This is a genomic window from Halalkalibacillus halophilus DSM 18494 (assembly GCF_000423105.1).
Lineage (GTDB): Bacteria > Bacillota > Bacilli > Bacillales > Alkalibacillaceae > Halalkalibacillus > Halalkalibacillus halophilus.
Genome location: NZ_AUHI01000012.1, coordinates 1 through 21,559, shown reverse-complemented (window position 1 = coordinate 21,559; position 21,559 = coordinate 1). Strand labels below are relative to the sequence as shown.

Annotated in this window: 22 protein-coding genes and 1 tRNA gene; 11 read left to right on the top strand and 12 right to left on the bottom strand. The window is 39.2% G+C overall.

Annotated elements, in window-relative coordinates; translation table 11 throughout:
- Positions 1–173: 173 nt before the first annotated feature.
- Positions 174–1,889 (bottom strand): acetate--CoA ligase, encoded by a 1,716-nt coding sequence (acsA, locus tag G532_RS0108445; protein ID WP_027964414.1) that lies wholly within the window; start codon positions 1,887–1,889, stop codon positions 174–176.
- Positions 1,890–2,243: 354 nt separating this feature from the next.
- Between acsA and G532_RS0108440 the strand changes: the two genes are divergently transcribed.
- The 9 genes from G532_RS0108440 (at position 2,244) to G532_RS0108400 (ending at position 11,802) form a co-directional block, all read left to right on the top strand.
- Entirely contained in the window at positions 2,244–3,068 is an 825-nt protein-coding gene (locus G532_RS0108440) for a M55 family metallopeptidase (protein WP_027964413.1), read from the top strand.
- Between the two features lie 16 nt (positions 3,069–3,084).
- On the top strand, positions 3,085–4,017 hold the full coding sequence (locus tag G532_RS0108435) for an ABC transporter permease (RefSeq protein ID WP_027964412.1): 933 nt from the start codon (positions 3,085–3,087) through the stop codon (positions 4,015–4,017).
- A gap of 3 nt (positions 4,018–4,020) precedes the next feature.
- The gene (locus G532_RS0108430) at positions 4,021–4,986 is read left to right on the top strand and encodes an ABC transporter permease (RefSeq protein WP_027964411.1); all 966 of its coding nucleotides are present in this window, start codon (positions 4,021–4,023) and stop codon (positions 4,984–4,986) included.
- Between the two features lie 5 nt (positions 4,987–4,991).
- On the top strand, positions 4,992–5,984 hold the full coding sequence (locus G532_RS0108425; protein WP_027964410.1) for an ABC transporter ATP-binding protein: 993 nt from the start codon (positions 4,992–4,994) through the stop codon (positions 5,982–5,984).
- Between the two features lie 18 nt (positions 5,985–6,002).
- Positions 6,003–7,685, top strand: a complete 1,683-nt coding sequence (locus G532_RS0108420) for a peptide ABC transporter substrate-binding protein (protein WP_027964409.1) — start codon at positions 6,003–6,005, stop codon at positions 7,683–7,685.
- A 119-nt stretch (positions 7,686–7,804) separates the two neighbouring features.
- Positions 7,805–8,725, top strand: a complete 921-nt coding sequence (locus G532_RS0108415; RefSeq protein WP_027964408.1) for a S66 peptidase family protein — start codon at positions 7,805–7,807, stop codon at positions 8,723–8,725.
- A 30-nt stretch (positions 8,726–8,755) separates the two neighbouring features.
- Positions 8,756–9,835, top strand: coding sequence for a mandelate racemase/muconate lactonizing enzyme family protein (locus G532_RS0108410; RefSeq protein ID WP_027964407.1), 1,080 nt, complete (start codon positions 8,756–8,758; stop codon positions 9,833–9,835).
- A gap of 21 nt (positions 9,836–9,856) precedes the next feature.
- On the top strand, positions 9,857–10,792 hold the full coding sequence (locus G532_RS0108405; RefSeq protein ID WP_027964406.1) for a C40 family peptidase: 936 nt from the start codon (positions 9,857–9,859) through the stop codon (positions 10,790–10,792).
- Positions 10,792–11,802 carry an ABC transporter ATP-binding protein gene (locus G532_RS0108400; protein ID WP_027964405.1) on the top strand — a complete coding sequence of 337 codons (1,011 nt, stop codon included), beginning with the start codon at positions 10,792–10,794 and terminating at the stop codon, positions 11,800–11,802. Before G532_RS0108405 ends, G532_RS0108400 begins: the two co-directional genes overlap by 1 nt.
- A 427-nt stretch (positions 11,803–12,229) precedes the next feature.
- Here the strand turns inward: G532_RS0108400 and G532_RS0108395 are convergent, their stop codons facing one another.
- The 8 genes from G532_RS0108395 to G532_RS15040 all read right to left on the bottom strand — a co-directional run bounded on the left by G532_RS0108395 (position 12,230) and on the right by G532_RS15040 (position 17,905).
- Entirely contained in the window at positions 12,230–13,876 is a 1,647-nt protein-coding gene (locus G532_RS0108395; protein ID WP_027964404.1) for a SulP family inorganic anion transporter, read from the bottom strand.
- Positions 13,877–13,979: 103 nt separating this feature from the next.
- Positions 13,980–15,110 carry an MBL fold metallo-hydrolase gene (locus G532_RS0108385; protein WP_027964403.1) on the bottom strand — a complete coding sequence of 377 codons (1,131 nt, stop codon included), beginning with the start codon at positions 15,108–15,110 and terminating at the stop codon, positions 13,980–13,982.
- Positions 15,111–15,132: 22 nt separating this feature from the next.
- Positions 15,133–15,702, bottom strand: coding sequence for a sulfurtransferase TusA family protein (locus tag G532_RS0108380; protein WP_027964402.1), 570 nt, complete (start codon positions 15,700–15,702; stop codon positions 15,133–15,135).
- A 24-nt stretch (positions 15,703–15,726) separates the two neighbouring features.
- Positions 15,727–16,023 (bottom strand): rhodanese-like domain-containing protein, encoded by a 297-nt coding sequence (locus G532_RS0108375; protein ID WP_027964401.1) that lies wholly within the window; start codon positions 16,021–16,023, stop codon positions 15,727–15,729.
- A gap of 18 nt (positions 16,024–16,041) precedes the next feature.
- Positions 16,042–16,521, bottom strand: coding sequence for a DsrE/DsrF/DrsH-like family protein (locus G532_RS0108370; protein WP_027964400.1), 480 nt, complete (start codon positions 16,519–16,521; stop codon positions 16,042–16,044).
- 58 nt (positions 16,522–16,579) lie between these two features.
- Entirely contained in the window at positions 16,580–16,807 is a 228-nt protein-coding gene (locus G532_RS0108365) for a sulfurtransferase TusA family protein (protein WP_027964399.1), read from the bottom strand.
- A 90-nt stretch (positions 16,808–16,897) separates the two neighbouring features.
- A complete protein-coding gene (locus tag G532_RS0108360; protein WP_027964398.1) occupies positions 16,898–17,158 on the bottom strand; it encodes a metal-sensitive transcriptional regulator in 261 nt (86 codons plus the stop codon).
- Between the two features lie 168 nt (positions 17,159–17,326).
- The gene (locus G532_RS15040; RefSeq protein ID WP_051189118.1) at positions 17,327–17,905 is read right to left on the bottom strand and encodes a CotY/CotZ family spore coat protein; all 579 of its coding nucleotides are present in this window, start codon (positions 17,903–17,905) and stop codon (positions 17,327–17,329) included.
- 183 nt (positions 17,906–18,088) lie between these two features.
- Between G532_RS15040 and G532_RS0108350 the strand changes: the two genes are divergently transcribed.
- Together G532_RS0108350 and G532_RS0108345 are read left to right on the top strand one after the other, a co-directional pair.
- On the top strand, positions 18,089–18,745 hold the full coding sequence (locus tag G532_RS0108350) for a deoxynucleoside kinase (protein WP_027964397.1): 657 nt from the start codon (positions 18,089–18,091) through the stop codon (positions 18,743–18,745).
- Positions 18,732–19,403 (top strand): deoxynucleoside kinase, encoded by a 672-nt coding sequence (locus tag G532_RS0108345; protein ID WP_027964396.1) that lies wholly within the window; start codon positions 18,732–18,734, stop codon positions 19,401–19,403. Before G532_RS0108350 ends, G532_RS0108345 begins: the two co-directional genes overlap by 14 nt.
- 54 nt (positions 19,404–19,457) lie before the next feature.
- Here the strand turns inward: G532_RS0108345 and G532_RS0108340 are convergent, their stop codons facing one another.
- The 3 genes from G532_RS0108340 to G532_RS0108330 all read right to left on the bottom strand — a co-directional run bounded on the left by G532_RS0108340 (position 19,458) and on the right by G532_RS0108330 (position 21,009).
- A complete protein-coding gene (locus tag G532_RS0108340; protein WP_027964395.1) occupies positions 19,458–19,841 on the bottom strand; it encodes a bactofilin family protein in 384 nt (127 codons plus the stop codon).
- 12 nt (positions 19,842–19,853) lie between these two features.
- A complete protein-coding gene (locus tag G532_RS15635; RefSeq protein ID WP_051189117.1) occupies positions 19,854–20,792 on the bottom strand; it encodes a M23 family metallopeptidase in 939 nt (312 codons plus the stop codon).
- 124 nt (positions 20,793–20,916) lie between these two features.
- Positions 20,917–21,009, bottom strand: a tRNA-Ser gene (locus G532_RS0108330).
- Positions 21,010–21,559 lie beyond the last annotated feature (550 nt).

Sequence of the window (21,559 nt, the reverse complement as noted above, 5' to 3'; positions counted from 1 at the left end):
CTTGCACATATATCCATAAAAAGTTAACTTTATCCACAAAAGTAACCTTATATCCAGAAATCCCTTGTGATCAAAAATACCATAGAACCGTATTCTATGGCAGAAGCTTTATCCTTTCTTTTTATAAAAAAATCCTAGCTAGTAATTTAACTAGCTAGGACTCATATAACACTCTATTCTTCTAAAGTAGAAGTATCCCCTTCAGGTAAACCAAGCTCTCTCGATTTTAGTAATCGACGCATGATTTTACCACTACGTGTCTTCGGAATACTATCTGTTACTTCAATTTCCCGTGGTGCCGCATGTGCTGCGAATCCTTTTTTAACGAACTGACGAATTTCTTCTAGAAGTTCATCAGACTCCGTATAACCATCATTCAGTGAAATGAAAGCTTTAATAATTTCTCCGCGTTCAGGATCTGGTTTACCGATTACTCCGGCTTCTGATACGGCTTCATGTTCAATTAGCTTACTCTCTACTTCAAATGGTCCAACACGTTCCCCGCTCGTATTAATCACATCATCTAAACGACCTTGGAACCAAAAGTAACCATCTTCATCCATATAAGCACTATCGCCTGAAACATACCAGCCATTAACGAAATAGCTTTCAAATTTTTCAGGTCGCTTCCAAATGGCACGCATCATCGATGGCCATCCGCGCTTAATTGCTAAGTTACCCATTTGGTTTGGAGGCAGCTCATTCCCCTGGTCGTCTACAATCGATGCTTCTATACCAGGAAACGGTTTACCCATAGAACCTGGGCGAATATCCATAGACGGGTAATTACAAATCAGCATTCCACCCGTTTCTGTCATCCACCATGTATCGTGAATACGTAAGTCGAACGCTTTTAATCCCCAGTGGATTACTTCTGGGTTCAATGGCTCGCCGACACTTAAGATATGGCGTAAATTCGATAAATCGTGCTTCTCCACCGCTTCTGCACCTGCGCTCATCAGTTTTCGGAAAGCAGTTGGAGCAGAGTACCAAACACTCACATTAAACTGATCTAACGCACCATACCATGCATCTGGGCTAAATCGTCCACCAATTATCACATTGGTTACTCCATTTAACCACGGAGCAAAAATTCCATAACTAGTACCAGTCACCCAACCCGGGTCAGCTGTACACCAATAAATATCATCTTCTTGTAAATCTAACACCCATTTTCCTGTTTGGTAATGCTGAATCATCGCATTATGCACATGATAAACACCTTTAGGTTTACCGGTGGAACCGGATGTATAATGAATTAACATCCCATCTTCTAAGTCCACCCATTCAATATCAAACGAGGTGTTTTCGCCGTCCATGGACTTATAGAAATCTACATATCCATCTTTAATATCTTTCGAGTCACCTACTAAAACAACTTTCTCTAAATGAGGTAATTCATCTACTGGTACCCGATCAAGTAAGTCAGGCGTAGTGATTAACATCTTCGCCTCACTATCTTCTAAACGGTCTTGTACCGCTTGCTGCATAAACGCTTCAAACAGTGGACCAGCAATAGCTCCTACCTTTAATACACCAAAGAAACAAGCATAAAACTCTGGAGAACGAGGCATGAACATGAAGACACGATCCCCTTTTACAATGCCTTCTTTCTTCAGTACATTTGCAAACTGGTTACTTTGATTTTTAATGTCTTCAAACGTTAACGATTCCCCGCGTTCGCCATCCTGATAATATAGAGCAATTTGATTTTTCTTATCTGGATTTTCTGCGTGACGATCAATCGCTTCATACGCAGCATTTACTTTTCCAGTCTGGTCAAAGGAGAAGTCTTTCTTCACTTGCTCCCAGTCAAACTCTTTTCGCATTTGTTCGTAATCACTTAAATTATGTTTTGTACTATTTGCTTTTAAAACGCTTTCACTCATAAGGACACCTCTTTATCGAAGATTATATTGATTCTTAGTAAACTTTACCCCCACACCACGTATTTAAACGCAGGTAAGAATTCTCAATGTAAATAAAATTTAAAATATTCAGTTACTATCTTCCATTGTATAAAACATTCCCCAAAATGAAAAGCATTGACTATAATTTTTAAAAAATCCTAGTTTACTTAAAAAAATATTTTAGCCCAAAAATCCGCGTAGTTATTACTATTTCAGTATATCTACTGCTTTACTCCCATTGCATTATTTGTCAGGATTTGATAATATTTTTGAAAATTGTTTAAATTCATTTCATGTTATGTTTATTCATTATTCAAGGGGAGGCATCACTTGTTGAAATTACATTTATCAGTCGATATGGAAGGCATTAATGGATTGCCTGACCATACCTTCGTACAATCTAACTTACATAATTATGAACGCGGAAGAAAATTAATGACGGAAGAAACAAATCATGTCATACGCTCAGCTTTTGACCATGGCTGTACTGACTTTTTAGTTAATGACAGTCATTCGAAGATGAACAACCTTCTAGTGGATGAATTAGACCCACGAGCAGATTTGATTACAGGAGGAGTTAAACCATTCTCCATGGTTGAAGGAATTACGGGGCAAACAGATGGCGCGATGTTTTTAGGCTATCACGCGAGAGCTGGACAACCAGGAGTGATGTCACATTCGATGATTTTTGGAGTGCGTAATTTCTTCATTAATGATATTGCCGTTGGGGAATTAGGGTTAAACGCTTATGTTGCTGGTCATCACGGCGTTCCTGTTATTTTCGTTGGAGGCGACGATCAAGCTGCAAAAGAAGCAGAAGAATTAATCCCGAATGTAACAACTGCTGCTGTCAAACAGTCGATTACAAGGTCAGCTGTGAAAACGCTCCCACCAAAACGCGCTTATGAACTTGTCTATAACAAAGTACAACATGCGATTGAAAATCGTCATCAAGTCGAACCGCTCGTCCCGCCTAAAAATCCTACGTTACGAATTGAGTTCGTAAATTACGGGCAAGCGGAATGGGCGAGTTTAATGCCGGGAACAGAAATAGAACCAAATAGCTGTATAGTAAAATTTGAAGCAAAAGACATATTAGAAGCGTATCGCGCGATGCTTGTTATGACAGAACTTGCTATGCGTACCACCTTCTCTTAATTAGGGGGGAATTGTTTTGCTGAAGTATACGATTAAACGATTTCTATTAATGATTATGACTATATGGATTATCGCAACACTAACTTTTGTGTTGATGAATGCGATTCCTGGGTCACCTTTTAATGAAGAGAGAACTTCTAATGAAGCTGTACAGGCAAACTTAGAAGCACACTTCAATTTAGATCAGTCACCTCTCGTTCAATATGCGGGTTACCTAAAATCCATTGCTACATTTGATTATGGTCCTTCGATTAAAAAACCGAATGATAGTGTAAATGATTTGCTCAGCCGAGGGTTTCCGATCTCAGCGGAGTTAGGAATTATTTCTGTTACGGTAGCGTTACTTTCTGGGGTTGTCCTTGGCGTTATAGCAGCTTTAAGACATAACGGAATCATAGATTATCTCGCAATGACCATTGCCGTTTTAGGGATATCCATACCTAACTTCGTGTTAGCAACCTTGTTAATTCAACAATTATCCGTAAACGCCGGGGTTCTTCCTGTAGCCACCTGGTCGTCTCCAATGCATATGATCTTGCCTACGATTGCGTTAGCCACCGGTCCAATGGCGATAATTGCAAGATTAACAAGGTCGAGCATGTTAGAAGTCCTGACCCAAGACTATATAAAGATGGCCCGTGCAAAAGGGTTGTCCCCAATGACTATTATCGTTAAACACGCGCTTAAAAATGCGTTAATGCCCGTCGTCACGATAATGGGAACCATTTTAGCAGGTGTATTAACCGGTACGTTTGTTATCGAAAAGATTTTTGCGATTCCTGGCATGGGACAGTATTTCGTAGAAAGTATTAATCAACGTGACTACCCCGTCATCATGGGTACTACTGTCTTCTATAGTGCTTTTCTTGTAGTGATATTATTTATTGTTGATATCACATACGGCTTCTTAGATCCACGAGTGAAAATTCATAAGGAAGAGGGGAATTAATACATGGATCAGTACACTGTAGAGAAAGAAAAACAACAGGATCCAAGGCAAGAATCCATCCCTTCTGAATGGTTTGAAAAAGTCGACCGAGATCAATCGAATGGTGAATCTGTTATTAGACCATCTTTATCTTATTGGCAAGATGCTTGGATTCGCCTTCGTAAAAATAAAATCGCAATGGGTGGACTCATATTTTTAATCCTACTTGGGATTATGGCAACCATAGGCCCTTATTTGACTCCTTATTCTGTAGGAGGAATTACACTTGCCAATCAAAATCAACCTCCGTCTTGGGATCACTGGTTTGGAACAGACGACCTTGGAAGAGATGTGTTCACTAGAACATGGTATGGAGCTAGAATCTCGTTATTTGTTGGGATTATGGCAGCTTTAATAGATTTCAGTATTGGCGTAATTTATGGAGGAATATCTGGCTATAAAGGCGGCCGTACAGATAATGTCATGATGCGTTTTGTAGAGGTTCTTTACGGACTACCATATCTATTAGTCGTTATCCTATTATTAGTTGTTTTAGGTCCAAGTCTTTTCACTATTATACTTGCCCTAACGATTACTGGTTGGGTTGGTATGGCAAGGATTGTACGTGGACAGGTGTTACAACTTAAAAATCTAGAGTTCGTTCATGCATCGAAATCTTTCGGGGCAAAAACGAGCAGAATTATAAAGAAAAACCTTTTACCAAATACGATGGGACCAATCATTGTCCAAATGACATTAACGGTTCCAACAGCAATATTTGCAGAAGCATTTTTAAGCTTCTTAGGATTAGGCATCCAATCCCCATTTGCAAGTTGGGGTACGATGGCGAATGACGCACTAACGACTATTCTTTCTGGACACTGGTGGCGTTTATTCTTCCCAGCATTCTTCATTTCTGCAACGATGTTTGCATTCAACGTGCTTGGCGATGGACTACAAGATGCCCTCGATCCGAAGCTTAGGAGGTAACAACGATGGAAAAAATTCTTGAAGTAAATGACTTACATGTTTCCTTCCTTACGTATGGTGGAGAGGTAAAGGCAGTTCGAGGTGTCTCCTTCGACTTACATAAAGGCGAGACACTCGCAATTGTTGGGGAATCTGGGTGTGGTAAAAGTGTTACAGCAAGTAGTTTAATGAAACTGATTCCAACACCACCAGGGAAAATTTCACAAGGGTCGATCAAATTTAAAGACCGTGAGTTAGTCAATCTCTCTGATAAACAAATGCGTAAAATCCGCGGGGTAGATATTTCGATGATCTTCCAAGATCCAATGACCGCGCTAAATCCAACACTAACTATTGGAACGCAGCTAACAGAAGGGTTAAAGCAGCACCGCAATATTTCTAATAAAGAAGCAAAGATCAAAGCGTTAGAAATGCTAGATCTAGTCGGGATCCCTTATCCAGAAGAACGTTTAAAACAATATCCACACCAATTTAGTGGCGGTATGCGTCAACGTATTGTTATAGCAATAGCGCTTATCTGTGAACCCGATCTCTTAATTGCAGATGAACCGACAACTGCTTTAGACGTAACCATCCAAGCACAAATATTGGAGCTATTTGAAAGAATTCAACAAGAAACGAATGTAGCAATTATTTTAATCACGCACGATCTAGGTGTGGTGGCTAAAGTTGCTGACAGAATTGCCGTGATGTATGCCGGTAAAATCATTGAATCGGGTACGAAACATGAGCTTTTCTATGAACCATTACACCCATACACACAAGGGCTACTTAACTCCATCCCCCGCTTAGATAAAAAAGGGGAAAAGTTAGAGCCGATTGATGGGACTCCACCTGATTTATTTTCGCCACCTCAAGGATGTCCTTTTACAGCAAGATGTCCGCACGCAATGGTGGCTTGCGAAAAGGTTTATCCGCCTCGTTATCAAGCCAGCGAAGAGCATTACGGGGAATGTTGGCTTTATGACGAACGCGTTAAAAAATATCAATCTAGTTAAATTTAAGGAGGAAATACGATGAAGAAATGGTTAGTTTTACTTTTTGCTGCGATGCTTGTATTCATGCTAGCTGCATGTACGACATCTGACAGTGGTAACGATGAGGAATCAGGTTCAGATGATGATTCAACAGAAGAAACAGATGACAGCGGAGAAGACGGGGAAGATACAGACCGTGAAGCTGAGGTAGATGGGGACAATGTGCTGTACTTAAACAATGCGCAAGAGCCTACCTCTTTTGATCCACCAGTAGGTTTTGATGCGATTTCTTGGAACGCATTAAACAACTTATTAGAAGGTTTAACTCGTTTAGATGACTCACACCAACCTACAGAAGCAATTGCTGAAGATTGGGAAGTTTCCGATGATGGGACCGAATACACCTTCAACATTCGTGAAGATGCAAATTGGTCAAACGGGGATCCAGTTACAGCAGAAGATTTTGTTTATGCTTGGACACGTTTATTAGATCCTGATACAGCTTCTCCAGCAGCGTTTTTAGGTTACTTTATTGAAGGTGGCGAAGCGTTTAACAATGGAGAAGGTTCTGAAGATGATGTTATGATTGAAGCAACAGATGAAAAGACATTAACAGTAACGTTAGAAGCCCCAACTGGATTCTTTTTAAATGTAGTAGCAAACCCTGCATTTTTCCCAGTTAACCATCAGGTAGCGGAAGAAAATCCTGATTGGCACACAGAAGCAGACTCATTCGTAAGTAACGGCCCATTCTCCTTACAAGAATGGAACCATGAAAGTGACATGTTATTTGAACGCAATGAAGAATATTGGGATGCTGAAAATGTAGCATTAGACCAAGTCCATTGGGCAATGGTTAATGATACGAACACAGAGTACCAAATGTATGATAGTGGAGAGCTTGATACTTCAGGCATTCCATCTGACTTAGCTGATGAATTATTAGACAGCGACGATGTAGTATTTGCTGACCAAGCGGGTACGTATTTCTATCGTTTTAATGTAACCATGGAACCATTCCAAAACGAAAATATCCGTAAAGCATTCGCAATGGTTATGAACCAAGAAGACATTGTAGAATATATCACGCGAAATGAAGAAGAACCTGCAAAAGGATTTGTTGCACCAGGTCTTGAAGATGCGGATGGAAACGAATTCCGTGAAACAAATGGAGATTTACTAGAGTACAATCCAGAAGAGGCACGTGAACTATTGGAACAAGGTATGGAAGAAGAAGGCTATGATGAGCTTCCTGAAGTAGTTCTATCTTATAACACAAGTGATGAGCACCGCTCTATTGCAGAATACATGCAAGAAGTGTATGCAGAGGAACTAGATGTAGAAGTTTCTCTTGAAAATACAGAGTGGAGCGTATTCTTAGAAGATCAACGTAACTTAGAAATGCAGTTCTCCCGTAGTTCATTCTTAGCTGACTATGCAGATCCTGTGAACTTCTTAGAAAGTTTCGTTACGGATTCTTCTATGAACCGTACTGGTTGGTCAAATGATGAATATGATCAATTGATTGCCGATTCTAAAGCTGAATCAGATGAAGCACAGCGTTTTGAATATTTATATGAGGCAGAAGAGATTTTATTTGATGAAATGCCTTTATTCCCACTTTACTTCTATAACCAAATCACGTTACAAAACCCTGATGTAACAGGAGTTGTACGTCACCCAGTTGGTTACTTAGAGCTAAAATGGGCAGAAAAGCAATAAACAGATTTACAATTTAAATGGGGGCTTCCTAAATCTTTAGGACCCCCATTCCTTACATAACATATCTTTATAAATTTATTTAAAATACCATATAAAACTGTATCAATCACAAAGGAGACATGGCCATGTTACCAAATGCGTTGAAACGAGGAGATACCATCGGAGTAATTGCTCCTTCTAGCCCGCCGAACGTAAAAAATATGCAGCAAGCGATTCTATTTTTCGATCAACTAGGACTACAAATTAAATTCGGAAAACATGTAGAAAAAGTACATGGGTATTTGGCAGGGACAGACGATGAGCGTTTAGAAGATTTACATGAAATGTTCGCTGATGAAAGTATCTCAGGAATTTTTTGCGCAGGTGGTGGCTATGGGACAGGTAGAATTGCTGATAGGATCGACTATGATTTAATACGAAAAAATCCAAAAGTCTTTTGGGGATACAGTGATATAACATACTTACACACAGCGTTTAGACAAAAAACCGGACTTACTACTTTTCACGGACCGATGCTTGCTTCTGACATTGGTAAAGATAATTTCCACCATGCTTCAAGAGAGGCGTTTGATCAATTATTTGAACCTCAGACGATCGTCTATGATCAAGACGTCACAGCTTTAGAAGTTCTTGCTGAAGGGGAAGCTAGCGGAGAAATAGTTGGAGGGAATTTGTCACTTCTCGTGAACAGTTTAGGGAGTCCCTATGAACTGGATACAAAAGGGAAACTATTATTCATAGAAGATATCGATGAAGAACCATATCGAATCGATTCTTTCTTATCCCAACTTAAAAATGCTGGGAAACTAGAAGATGCTTCCGGGGTGATTGTTGGTGATTTTAATAACGCCGTCGCTAAAAAAGAACCCTCTTTATCTTTTCAACAAGTGTTGGATGACTATTTTTCTAATTTAAATAAACCAGTTATTTCAGGTTTTAAAATCGGTCATTGCCAGCCGCATTATGCGATCCCATTTGGCACAAAAAGTACTTTATCAAGCGAAAACAAACAGTTAACCATTAATCCAGGAGTTAAGTAACCGAAAGAGAAAAACGAAGGAGTATACGTCATGAAGATCACACAAGTTGAAACCTTTCAAGTTTCTATACCGCTTACCAAACCATTTAAAACAGCGCTTAGAACAGTAACAGAGGCTAAATCAATTTATGTAAAAATTACACTAGAAGATGGAACCGTGGGATATGGAGAAGCTCCCCCTACTCACGTAATTACTGGCGATTCATTAGCAAGTATTACGTATACCATTAACGAAATTTTTAAGCCGATCTTAATTGGTCAATCTATTGTTCAACTAGAACGGATGATTAACCAAGTGAAGGCTGCGATTGTAAGAAACACAAGTGCAAAAGCAGCGGTCGACATTGCCTTATTCGATTGTTTTAGCCAAGTCGCTGGGCTTCCTCTTTATCAATTATTGGGTGGTTATCAAGACACTATCACAACCGATTATACGGTTAGTGTAAACGATCCAGAGGAAATGGCAACTGACGCTCAGAGTTATATTGATCAAGGCTTTAATATGCTGAAAATAAAAGTTGGAAAAGACGAAATCGAAAATGATATCACACGTATTCAAGCAATTCGTGAACAAATTGGTACGGAACCGATTATTCGTTTAGATGCTAACCAAGGTTGGTCTGTAAAAGAAGCAATTTATGCCATTCAAAAAATGGAAGACTTAGGCTTAAAAATTGAATTAGTAGAACAACCAGTACGAGCTGATGATATCCGCGGCTTGAAAGAAGTAACCACTCATACGAATACATTAATTATGGCTGATGAAACAGTCTTCACCAAAGAAGATGCTAGGGCCGTATTAGAAACGCGAAGTGCTGACCTTATTAATATTAAATTAATGAAATCAGGTGGCATTCATGAAGCGTTAAAAATTAACCAGCTTGCGGAATCTTTTGGAATCCCCTGTATGGTTGGAAGTATGATCGAGACAAAGCTTGGAATCTCTGCAGCTGCCCATTTTGCAGCAAGCCAGAAAAATATTACCCGTTTTGATTTCGATGCACCCCTCATGTTAGATTACGATGCAGTCAAGGGTGGCGTCATTTATGACGGAAAGCAGATGAGTTTTTCTGATCGACCTGGTTTAGGTATTGAAGGTTTACAAGTATAAGCTTAGGAGAGGATGAGCAACATGCCAAAACAACCTACTACGTATGTCGTTGATGTTCCAGTGGCTACAATCTGGACAGAACCTGAATCACCAAGAGAAATAGATCACCCTGGTACTTTGAATCCAATGGACTTAGATACATGGTATGACCAAATGAGTAAAGAAGAACGACTTGCTTTAGCGCAAGAGAACCTAGTCCAATCTCAACTTTTATACGGAGAAGAAGTAATTGTTGATGAAGTGAAAAACAGTTGGGCAAAAGTAATAGCGATCAAACAACCTTCTAAAAAAGACCCTCGTGGTTACCCGGGTTGGGTACCTATGATTCAATTAAAAGAAGTTTCTATTGGAGATTGGTACCGAGAAAAAATTGCTTTAATCGAAAAGAAAACGGCCATTCTCTATGATTTGGAAGATAAGCCACTGTTGAATTTGAGTTACTTAACGTATTTACCCGTTATCGAAGAAAAAGCAGAAGACATCGTCGTACAAGCCCCTCAAGGTGAAGCAATCTTTAAAAAAGCTGATGTATCCATTCATGATGCGATCCGCAAAGTTCCAAATGGAGACGGAAAAAGTATTGTTAAAGTCGGAGAGCAATTCTTAGGTCTTGATTACTTTTGGGGTGGAATGAGTGCCTTTGGTTATGACTGTTCAGGCTTTGCTTATAACATGCACAAAGTGAACGGCTATGAAATCCCACGCGATGCGACTGATCAGGCAAAGGACGGTGAGGAAGTTCCACTCGACCAACTAGAAACAGGCGACCTCATCTTTTTCGCTTACGAAGAAGGAAAAGGAAACATCCATCATGTTGGAATTTATTATGGAGACGGGAAGATGATTCATTCACCAAGTACCGGAAAAGGAATAGAAATTATCGAACTTGCCGGAACAAAATATGAGACAGAACTCTGTGCTGCTCGAAGATACTACCAATCAGCGGGGGATGCCTAATGACGAACGAAACCATTTTAGAGGTAAACGACTTAAAGAAGCATTTTGATATGGGAAAAGGGAAGTCACTTAAAGCAGTCGATGGTATTTCTTTCGATGTGAAACGTGGCGAAACGTTTGGAGTGGTTGGAGAATCTGGTTGCGGCAAATCAACTGCGGGTCGAACCATTTTAACCCTTTATAATAGTACAGAAGGAGAAGTATTATTTAAAGGAACAAATGTCCATGGCTTGTCAGAAAAAGAGCAGTTCCACTATTTCCGTAATATGCAGATGATTTTCCAAGATCCATATGCTTCACTGAATCCACGCTCCACTGTAAAAGAAATTATCGCTGAGCCCTTGGAAGTCCATGGGATATATAAGAAGAAGTCTGAGAAACTCGACCGAATATATGAGCTTCTTGAAGAAGTAGGATTAAATCGAGACCACGCCAATCGTTACCCCCACGAATTCAGTGGTGGGCAGAGACAACGAATTGGAATTGCTCGTGCACTTGCGTTGGACCCAGAATTCATTATTTGCGATGAGCCAATTTCTGCACTAGACGTTTCCGTACAAGCTCAAATTATAAACCTATTGGAGCGTTTACAAGAAGAAAAAGGATTAACCTATTTATTTATCGCGCACGACCTATCCATGGTTCGTCACATTTCTGACCGGATTGCGGTTATGTATTTAGGTCATATTGTGGAGCTGACAGATAGTGAAAGACTATATGAAAAACCACTACACCCATATACACAAGCCCTACTATCTGCCGTTCCAATTCCAGACCCTAAAATTGAAGAAGAACGAGAGCGGATTATTATTGAAGGGGATCTACCAAGTCCGATTGACCCTCCGTCTGGATGTGTCTTTCGAACGCGTTGTCCTTATGCCGAAGATGTCTGTGCCGAAGTTAAACCAAAGTGGCAAGAGGCTGAAGAAGGCCGCTATGTAGCCTGTCATTTATATGATGATAGTATTTCACATATGCAACCAAGACATATAGAGCAAGCGAAAAATTAAATGTAAGAAGTGAGCAGGTGATGAGAGCCGGCGACTGTTGGCTCTTTGCCGGCATCGAAGTTTCTACACCTGTAAATACTTTTCATTGCCGGCAACCACTAAGTTATGCCGGCAAAGCTTTTTTTACACCCGAAAGTTACCCTACTTTGCCGGCAACGAATTTTTCCTGCCCGATTCATATAAAAGAGGCTGGGACTACTTAAAGTGCTAGCATGAATAACCGAACAAAACAGATGAAGAGCGGATGAAATAGACGGAGACTCCTGCGGGAAATAGAGCTCAGGTGAGACCCCGGAATGCGCAGCATGAGGAGGCTCACCAGCTCCCCGCGGAAAGCGCAGTCTATTTCAGGAGCGAGTTAGTCGCACGCATTTCATTGTTCGGATTAATCATGACTACAGACACTTTTGTCCCAGCCTCTTTCCATTTATAAACACTGCGAAATCGACATATATTGAATACGGTCATGATACTTCTGTTGCCAACCTGCTTTTTTCACTAAGTCTTTAACAGGTCCTTTCATATTCGCAATAATAATTTCGACTCCATAGCGATCATAATCTTGCATAATCCGGTCGAGCTCATCTATTGCGACGGCGTCCATATCATTCACACTTGAGAAATCGAGAATAATCTGCGTCGTCTCTGACTTTTCATGAGTTAGTTTATTCAATTGCTCTTCTAGAAAGGCAATATTCGCAAAATACAGCGCCGCATCGACCCGGAAGATTATTCGGTTTGGATACGTCTTTGCGTGTGGATAACGTTTAATATTACGATACACGCCTTCTTCTTCCACGTATCCTAATTCCGCAACATGTGGATAAGCACTTCTCCAAATGAAGACGACTAAGGAGAAGACGACCCCTACAATAATTCCTGTTTCAATTGTTGTTAATAAAGTTGCAAAGAACGTCACTGTCAACGTCCATCCATCTATTCGTTTCACCTTAAATAAATGAACCGCTTCTTTCACATCAATCAACCCATATACAGCTACCATGATGATTGCTGCTAACGCTGCTTGTGGTAAGTAGTAAAACCATTCGGTGAAAAATAACAATGTCAAAACAATTAATACAGCTGTGAAGATTGTCGCCATACCTGTTCGCGCACCTGCTTGATAATTCACTGCAGAACGAGAAAACCCACCTGTAACCGGATAAGCAGAGAAGAACGATCCGACGATGTTCGCAGCACCTAGTCCATTTAGTTCCTGATTCGAGTTCACTTTATATCCTTCTTTTGCTGCAATCGCTTTAGCTACTGCTACAGATTCCATGAAACCAACAAAAGCAATGGTTAACGCCACTGGAAGAAGCGCTTGAATCGACTCCCAACTAAATGCGGGTAAGGAGAATGCCGGTACCCCAGATGGTACCTCCCCTACAATTGAAACTCCCTGTGATTCCAAATTTAAAAAGTAAACGGCTAAACTAGTTACGACTACAACGACTAAAGGTCCAGGAATCTTAGGAACAAATTTTTTAAATACAATTAAAATCCCAATACTCAAAAGACCTAATACTAACGTAGCGATATGAATCTCAGTAATTTTCATTGCCGCTTCTGATAATAAAACAACTACATTACCTTTACTCGGAAGTTCAATTCCTAATAAATTCTTTAACTGAGATAGTCCAATAATAATTGCCGCAGCTGAAGTAAAACCACTAATGACAGCATGGGATACGAAATTCACTAAAAATCCTAACTTAAATAATCCAAGTACTAACTGAATCACACCGACCATTAATGTTAATAACAGTGCATAAGAAACAAACTGGTCACTACCTGGTTCAGCTAGCGTTGATACCCCAGAGTATACCAGTAAAGATACCATCGCTACTGGCCCGACAGCTAATTGTCTAGACGACCCTAATAATGCGTATATAACAAGTGGAATCGTCGAAGCGTATAACCCAATGACGGGTGGCAAACCTGCAAGCATCGCATAAGCCATCGCTTGTGGAATCAACATAATCGCAACAATAATCCCTGCAATCATATCCCCTTTAAAATCCATTTTGTTATATCGCTTCAGCCATTCCACAGATGGAAAATAATCTTTCATTTTCTTTCACCTACTTCCTCTTCAATACATACAATTGGCATAAAAGAAGGAGCGATTGATCGCCCCTCCAATTCTTGCCTCATAGACCGATGTTATCCCTTACTTAACGCACGGCACAACGATTCGGTCCAGTTTCCATTTCACGTTGCTGTTCTAAATCTGGAGTTTCTTTCCCCATATTCGTGTGGCGAATTTTTTGATGATCGTTTGGTTGAGGAGGAAGGTTTTCCGTTACCATTTTACGAAACTCCTCTTCGTCTTCTACTTGTAAACCATCATTCTTTTCAAAAAGTACCCCTAATTTTTCTTGTACAGAACCGTCTTCATTTAGTTCTTCTTTAAATGAATAGTGTGCAGGTAGTACAATCAAGTCGTCAGATAACGCTTTATATCGCTTGTAAAGTGTCTCACGAAGATCTCCTACCCAATCATCTGCTTTTCCAGCTAAATCTGGACGTCCAATGGATTCGATGAATAAGATATCACCCGTCATTAAATACTGATCGTCTACGATAAAGGAAGTTGATCCAATCGTGTGACCTGGTGAGTAAATAGCTTGTACATCAATTTTAGAAGAACCAACTTTTACATCGTTTCCATCTTCTAATGGTTGGTAAGCAAACTCTACTTCTTCTGCATCTTTTGGTGGTAACCAGTACGTCGCACCAGTATCTTTCGCAATCTGACGTCCACCAGAAATGTGATCTGCGTGTAAGTGCGTATCGAAAGCATGTTTAATTTCTACACCTTTTTCTTTTGCGAAATTGATATACTGATCGGTCATACGTGTCGCATCAATTACTGCTGCCTCTCCGTCTGAAATAACCATATAAGATAGGCAACCTTTTCCTAGACGTACGAATTGATATAGCTCGCCTTGGCCTTTAAGATCAGCAAGCTTCACTGGCTCTAAGTGTTCACTCCAAGCCTTCATTCCGCCTTCTACAGAATAAATATTATCAAAGCCAGCTTCGTCTAATTCTTCTGCAACATATTGGGAAGATCCACCTTTTGCACAAACAACTGCAACTTGTTTATCAGTTGGAATCTGGTCTTTAATTGGTTCAATACCATCCATCAAATCAAAATATGGTTTGTTCATTTGAGTAAAACTATCACTTTCGATTTTCCAATCTTCATATGCATCTTCATTACGCACATCTAATAAAAATAGATATTCTTGATTTACTAACTTTTTCGCTACTTCTTCTACAGTTATTGTTTTTACACTCATTCAAATAACCTCCTACTACTACTTATTTCCCTTCTATTTCTCCGTCCCATTCACTCATACCTGGAACGACATTTGTTACATTCGTATATCCTTTTTCATGTAACAACTGAGCCGCTAAATCACTGCGATTTCCTGTACGACAAACAACATAGATTTCATCCTCTTTATTTATTTCATCTAAACGAGACTCTAATTCACCAAGTGGAATAGACTTTGCCTGTGGAATGTGACCAAAAGCGTATTCTGCTGATTCACGTACATCGACAACAGTTACTCCATCCTGATTTAATTTTGATTTTAATCCTTCATTATCAGTTTTATTATCAAACGAGGTCTCCTCCGATGATTCCTCTTCTGAAGCACGGCGGATATAGTGTTTTAACACATCTCCATCTTCTTCCGTTCCTAAATACTGGTGACCTCCACGTGATGCCCATGCTTTCATGTCAGCCTTCGATCCAGGATCTGTTGCTTCTACAAGCAATACTTGGCCCGGCTCAATTTTATCTATTTCTTTTTTCGTTTTTACGATGGGCATTGGACATGCCATCCCTTTTGCATCAAGTGTGTAATCTACTTTAATTTCAGTCATTTTAAATACCTCCAAATTAGTGAGTTACTCTACATTACCTTCCCAATCAAGCATTCCGCCGGTCATATTTTTTACTTTAAATCCTCTTGATTCTAGATATTGAGTCGCCTGACCGCTTCTTCCGCCAGAACGACAAACCATAATATAATCTGTTGCTTGATCTAATTCGTTTTCTCTAAATTCCAATAATCCTAGTGGGATGTTTGTAGCAGTTGGAATCTTTCCATTCGCTACTTCTTCTGTTTCCCGAACATCAATTAAATTTAATTTTTCACCGTTTTCGAGTTTTTCTTGTACTTCTTTTGCATTTATTTCTTGCATGAATTTCCCTCGTTTCTATTAAATAAATAAGTTAATTGCGCCTTCTTCTCCTTCAGCGATATATGCTGCAACACCGCCTAGCTCAATGTTATCCAATAATTCTTCTTCTTTAATTCCTAATAGATCCATTGTCATCGTACATGCTAGCAACGTGACATCTTGCTCTTGAGCCATGCTGACAAGATCTTTAAGTGGCATGGCATTATGCTTTTTCATCACACTTTTAATAAGTTTTGGACCGACACCACCGAATTGCATATTAGATAACGGTAATTTTTCCGCTCCACGTGGCATCATTTTTCCGAACATTTTTTCCATGAATGATTTCTTCGGCATTAACTTTTCGTCTTTACGTAACGTATTTAATCCCCAGAATGTATGGAAAATCGTTACGTCATGATCATAAGCTGCCGCTCCGTTCGCAATAATATAAGCCGCCATTGCTTTATCATATTCCCCACTAAATAAAATAATATTTGTCTTTTTCTTTTCCGTCATTGTAAAACCTCCTGCTATTATTATATACCCTCGCAGGTATACTTCATGATAAAATTTTTTATCCTTTTCTTACGTAAAAAGTATATACTCCATTTTCTTCTTTTGAATCAACTAACTCATGACCTGATGATTTCGTCCATGCCGTTAGATCACTTTTAGCACCTGCATCAGTTGCTTGTACTTCTAAAATCTCTCCAGAATTTACTTCCTCTATTGCTTTCTTCGTTCTTACGATTGGCATTGGACATGCTAATCCTTTTGCGTCTAATGTTTTTGTAATTTCCATCTGAAACACTCCTCATAATTTGTAATTCGTTTTTAAAATACCTATAGGGGTATATTAACTACTAAAAAAATATTTGTCAAAGCCGATGATTTATCGGCTTTTTACTAATAAATTAACTGCTTCTTTCACACGATCATCTGTGTTCTCTCCATTTTCTTCGGCTTCACGAACACATTCGATCAAGTTTTCACTAACGATTACACCAATCGTACGGTCAATAGCTGTACGACTTGCAGACAATTGCGTGATAATCTCTTTACAATCCTCGCCTTGTTCCATCATGCGAAGCACCCCACGAAGTTGACCTTCTAATCGTTTTACTCTATTTTGAACTTTTGCATCATATTCCATGGCTTGTACCTCCCTATTGTACTAGTTTGTCCAATTAAATTGATTTATTATTTATCTTACAAAACCCACTATATACCCCTGTAGGTATTTTGTCAACAGCTTTACTGCGATTTTTTTATTCCACAAACATTCCTATGTATACCGGCACAAAACATGCCGGTATTAAACTTAGTCTAAATCTTTCGAATGACTTTCTGCTGCTGCTTTCACATTAAAATCAGCAACGGAGCGCGCACGAATTGGTTCTAAACATGAAATACCCGTGAAATTACATAGGTCTACCTTGATACAAATTCCTGTGCGTTGAAGAGCTGCAATAGCGTTTCCTGGGAAATAATCGCATACTTTTTTACCTCTTGGACCTGGAGTGGACCCTCCTTGAGTTACTGGTAACAATAACTCAATTTCTGCACAACAGTCCTTGCCTACCTTACTTACACGGAAAATTGGGGATTGAAAGCATTCTAGTACAGGGCGTCCACCGCCACCTCCACCAGTAGATCCTTGTAATACCCCGCTACCTATAAACGGATGGCAACTACCTTCGCAATAAAGTATAAATGGGATGGTATCATTACCATTCTGAGTAGTAGGCGACACTAAGTCACGAATTGATTGTTTACACCCAATTTCACAATCACCTGTCGCAGTTACAGCATCTTGCGCTTCTGCGATTTTTCTTACCGTTTTACATACACATTTGTTGTTTTTGCAATCAAAGTCATCGCGGCAATCTTGATCGAACATATATCTATCACCTCTTTATAATTAGGATTACTATAAAATATGTTGAAATTTAATTTTTGTATAGGTCAATTGCAAATTTTTTTCTTTAGAGAAAATTCGACAGAAAGCCCAAATAAAATCTAAAATTTGATATTATGGTAAGCAGTATATATATAGTAGTTAGATTCGAATGGAGGAACCGATGTGAACCAAAAACAAGTACCATTCATTGCAGTAGAAGGACCAATCGGGGTAGGAAAAACTTCCTTATCTCGAAAATTAGCAACTCATTTTTATTATCATTTGCTTAAAGAAATTGTCGAAGAAAACCCTTTTCTCGGCAAATTTTATGAAAATATAGATGAGTGGAGCTTTCAAACAGAAATGTTTTTCTTATGCAATCGATATAAACAAGTAGAAGATATTGAAAAGCATTACTTAGCGGAAGGGAAACCTGTTATATCGGATTATCATGTCATGAAGAACATGATTTTTGCGAGACGTACGCTTAAGGAAGATCAATACGATAAATATGAACAAATCTTTCATATATTAACGAAAGATATGCCGAAGCCAAACGTCATGATTTATATACATGCGAGTCTAGATACATTGTTAGAGCGTATTGAAAGCCGAGGTCGTGAAGTAGAGCAGAACATAAAGCCAGCCTATTTAAAACAGCTTTCAGAAGACTATGAAGCATTTATGAATCAATTTGAAAAAGACAATCCAGAAATACCAGTCATTCGTCTAGATGGAGACAAAATTGACTTTATTAAACACCAAGAGGATTTGGATTATATTTTAGAAACAGTGGAAAAACATATTCCTAAAGGAGAAGTCACTCATGAACTTAGCTAGTAAATACGATATCCCCAATAATGCCGTTATTACGATTGCGGGAACTGTTGGAGTCGGAAAATCAACGATGACACATGCACTTGCAAATGCGCTTAATTTTCGAACGTCTTTTGAAAAAGTTGAAAACAATCCTTATTTAGATAAATTCTATGCAGACTTTGAACGTTGGAGTTTTCACTTGCAAATATACTTTCTTGCTGAACGTTTCAAAGAACAAAAACGAATTTTCGAATACGGGGGAGGGTTCATTCAAGACCGTTCGATTTACGAAGATACGGGCATTTTTGCAAAAATGCACTATGATAAAGGAACGATGACCCCAACTGATTACAATACGTATACCAGTCTATTCGATTCGATGGTAATGACACCTTATTTCCCACATCCTGATCTATTGATTTACTTAGAAGGCTCGTTTGAAGATATCGTCGATCGACTACACGCTCGCGGAAGACAAATGGAACAAGATACTCCTATTGAATACTGGCGTGAAATGTATGACCGTTATGAAAACTGGATTAATAACTTTAACTCTTGTCCAGTTATGCGTATTAATATTAATGATTATGATCTCATGAATGAAGAAGGCAGTATTGAACCGATTTTGGAAAAAGTAAGTACGTTTATTCATACGTCTAGAAATTATATGAAGGCATAACACAGTGCAAAACAAAAAAAGTCGCGTTCAGTTGAGTCTGAACGCGACTTTTTATTAGGAAGCTTCTTCTTTCTGTTTTTTCTTTGGATCGGCTGGTTGAACCATCTTACTGTTTCCAGAGAAGGATCCACCTTCCTCAATTACAAGCACTTGCATCGTGACATCTCCATGGACACTTCCAGTTGCTTCAATGGTCAACGTTTCGGTGGCAGTGATATTCCCTGCTACTTCACCGGCTACAGTAATATTCCTACCTGTTAACTCCGCATCAAGCTTACCGGCCTGTCCTATGACTAAATCACCTTGGCTAGAAAGGCTTCCTTTAAAGGTACCATCTACACGAATACTTGCTTCTGAAGTAAGGTCTCCTTCAAAAGTGGTGCCTGCTCCAATTACCGTATCCACATTACTGACTTGTTTATCCTGTTTTGAAAACATCGAAGATCTCCTTTATTCTCCAAATACACGCTGAAGGAACGTCATGAATTGATATGGATCTGTCGTCTCCCCACTTTGAATCACTTCATAATGCAAATGAACGCCAGTACTTCTTCCGGTCGTTCCCATTGTTCCAATGACATCTCCTTGTTCTACTTCGTCCCCTGCTTCTACTTCTAGTTCTGCAAGGTGAGCATAACGTGTTTCAAAACTATTATCATGATCAATCAAAACCGATTTACCATAACCACCATTTGTACCAGAGAAATCAACTTCTCCATCTGCTGTTGCATAGATTTCTGTTCCCCAGTCATCTGCTAAATCAATACCGTTATGGTAAGCTGTTTCTCCAGTAAAAGGGTCCGTTCGCTCTCCATATTCAGATGTAATACGGTCTGTATCTGCAGGCCATCCAATAGGAATCGTTTCTAAAGAGGATTTGATGACAATTAAATCATCGATAGCCCCTTCATATCGCTCGATCAAATGAGGTACTTCTGAGCGTAAATGTGATAAATCAATATCTTCTTCCTCGTTTACAAGAGAGTCAGGGTGCCTACTGTCTGGATCGATTTGTAATCCACCTTGTGGACCATCTTCAAATGAACCAATTGATTCTGGCTCCATTGCAGCGATCATCTCTTGAAGTTGTGCTTCGATTGAGTCCAGTTCAATAAGTTGGTTGCTGATTGCTTGTCTATCTTTTTGAAAATCAGTAATTTGTTCTTCTTGGACATCAATGGAATTCTCAGCAGCTACTAAAGAGGATTCCAATTCTGCATTCTCTTGTGATAATTCATTCATTTTATTTGCAGTAAAAATTAAGCTTAGTGACAGGACAGTGATAAAAAGTAAAAAGCTATAAGCCCAAACTTTCGCAAAAGTAAATTGCTTCACTTCTTGATTTGCCTCTGACATCACCATTACACGCCATCTTTGCATACGTTTCATGTATCAAATCCCCTTGCAAAACTTTCTCGTTTTTCATTCATTCTCTATCTCTATAGCTATAAAAGCATATAAAAAAAAGGCTACAATGTTGTAACCATTCTTGTTGTTAGTTTTTAAATTATAATGGCGGAGGAGGAGGGATTCGAACCCCCGCGGGCCGTGAAGCCCCTGGCGGTTTTCAAGACCGCTCCCTTCAGCCAGACTTGGGTACTCCTCCGTTTGAGCTGACAAGTAAAAATATATCATAGAACTAAAATGGAATGCAAGGTTATACGTGATTTTTTTTAAGAAACAATCATATTTTTGTCGAAACCGGAAAAAATTTCGCTCATCAGGCTTAAATAGATCACATTTTATAGTTATACGTTAAATAACTAATCCTATTCTAGATGGAGTGAAGAGTAAAAATTCAAATGAGCGTTTTTATATAATCATTTGATATTATTCCTGGTATAAGTCAACGGCTCCCAGAAGACAATTGGCATGAACAGAATGATAAGTAGATCGTTTTCCAGAAAAGCCGCTTCTTATCCAGAATACTCCTCGTTTATCCACGAGATTTTTTTTATATCCAGAATAGTCGAGAGGATATCCAGAATTCTGGCGGATATATCAAGAAAAAGTAACCTTTATCCATAAAACTCCCTTTATATCCAGAAATCTCATATGACCAATGTCAAGTCCATAATTATGTGTAAAAGTGCTACTTCATTTTCACCTGTGGGTAGAGCGGGTCATCTAGGGGACGACTTCGTCTAGATAACGCT